The 1,711-nt window shown below is 70.4% G+C and carries 3 protein-coding genes; all 3 read right to left on the bottom strand.

All coding sequences use genetic code 11. The features are described 5' to 3' along the window. A partial coding sequence (locus tag AOK18_RS24015; RefSeq protein WP_055695686.1) for a hypothetical protein occupies positions 1-259 on the bottom strand: 259 nt, incomplete at its 3' end. After that, the gene (locus AOK18_RS24010) at positions 259-1,308 is read right to left on the bottom strand and encodes a major capsid protein (protein ID WP_055695685.1); all 1,050 of its coding nucleotides are present in this window, start codon (positions 1,306-1,308) and stop codon (positions 259-261) included. The genes AOK18_RS24015 and AOK18_RS24010, both read right to left, overlap by 1 nt. Before the next feature lie 18 nt (positions 1,309-1,326). Continuing rightward, the coding region (locus tag AOK18_RS24005; RefSeq protein WP_055695684.1) for a head decoration protein at positions 1,327-1,711 on the bottom strand (385 nt) is incomplete at its 5' end.

Raw genomic sequence — 1,711 nt, 5'->3', positions numbered from 1 at the left:
TGCGGCCCGTAAGCCGGCCCCGGGCCGGCTTACGGGCCGCACGCTTGGCGGCCGGCTTGTCCCCGTCGTCCCCGTCGTCCGAGGACGTGGAGGTGTCGGCGGTCTTCTTGGCGGCCGTGGGGAGCTTGCCGTCTTCCCACGCGTCGGGGTTCTTGACCAGGGCCGCGTACTCGGGCGCGGGCTCCTCACCGGCCCGCAGGTGCACCATCAGGCGCGTCTGCGGGTCCTTGACGTGGACGTCCGTGGCGAGGCGGGCCATCAGAAAACCTTGGCGGTGATGTGGATGTCCGGCACGTACAGCACCGGCATCGCGACGGCGCTGCCCTTGGTCCACACCTGGACGGGGTCGTCCTGCCAGCCGTGGGTGACGATGATCCCGGGGGCTTCCTGGAGCTCGATGGCCGGGTTGTCGCCGGTGGTCAGCGCGATGGATTCGGCGGTGATGCCGTACTGGGTCTCGCCCCACTGCTGCCGGTTCGGCGGCACCATGATCCACCGGTCTTCGGGGATCGGGCGGGCCATGGTGCCGTCGTCCTTCGGGATCTGCACGTCGTAGATCTCGATGGGCGGGAGGTTGTAGCGGGCGCGGACGGTGTTGACCTCGTTGGGTGCGAGGGTCGCCGTCGGCGTGTTCGACGGGTTCACCGAGCCGTAGTAGGCGGCGCGGTAGGCGTCGTTCCCGGCGAGGAGTGCGCGCGCCTTGTAGGAGGTGACGACCTTCTCCGGCATCGGCGCACCGGAGGCGCGCAGCACCTCCAGCCAGGCCTGCTCGTCGGCGATGGCGTCCGCGGTCGGGTCGGTCCACGGGGTGGCCGCGGTGGGCATGTTCGCCGTCGGGACCTGCGCGTTGTACTCGATGGTCAGGCCGTTCTCACCGGCGAGGGTGAACTTGCCGTCGGTGAGGAGGTCGCCGACGGCGAGCTCGAGGCGGGAGCGGATGGACAGGGTGTGCGCGGCGGTGTCCTCGTAGAGGGACTCCACCAGCTCGGAGGCGTCCGCACCCCGGCGCGCGGCGAGGAGGATCGTCTCCAGCTCGCCCACGAGGTACTTCTGGCCGAGCGGGGGCAGCATGCCCTCGGTCTCGATCCGCTTCACCTCGCGGGAGGCGACCGGGGTCTGCGCGTCGTAGGCGCGGTACTTCGCGGCGTTCACCCGGCGGCTGGTGCGGCGGGTCTTGAACTTCACGCCGTTGATCTGCCGTTCCGGCATGACGTTCGCGGTGAGCGCGTAGTCCGCGGGGGTCTGCACGGCGCGCGCGAAGGCGATGATGTCGGTCGCGGTGATGTCCCTGAGCAGGGCCTCAAGCATCTGGATTCACGCCCTTTCTCAGGAGAAGTGGATGGAGTCGGAGCGGTTGGCGGCCGCGGGCAGGGTGAGCGCCACCGGCAGCTTCGCGAGGGCGACGTCGCCGACGACGCGGAGAGCGGCGCCCACCTTGGTGGAGCCCGTGTTGAACGCGGTGTCGGTCTCCAGGAGCCCGGCGAGGACCTGGGTGCCGTCGGACGCGCCGGACGCGTAGGGGGCGTACAGCCCGGACGCGGTGATCTTCGCGAGCGGCAGGCCGGACTTGAGGACGTTGGGGACGCCGTTGGCGGCGGCCGTGTAGTGGGTGCCGGACGTGAACTTGGCCAGGTCCAGGGTGATCGTCTTGTTGGTCTCGGTGCCGTAGGTCGACAGCAGCCACGGCCGGTCGGCCGTGGCTGCTGTCGAC

The sequence above is a fragment of the Streptomyces prasinopilosus genome (genome assembly GCF_001419695.1).
In the GTDB taxonomy this organism is placed as follows: domain Bacteria; phylum Actinomycetota; class Actinomycetes; order Streptomycetales; family Streptomycetaceae; genus Streptomyces; species Streptomyces prasinopilosus.
The sequence above is the reverse complement of the archived record's forward strand: the minus strand, read 5'-3'. Positions and strand labels throughout refer to the sequence as shown.

Excerpts from the sequence above, each read along its gene's own strand:
- AOK18_RS24010 (WP_055695685.1), bottom strand. The coding sequence starts at position 1,308 with ATGCTTGAGGCCCTGCTCAGGGACATCACCGCGACCGACATCATCGCC.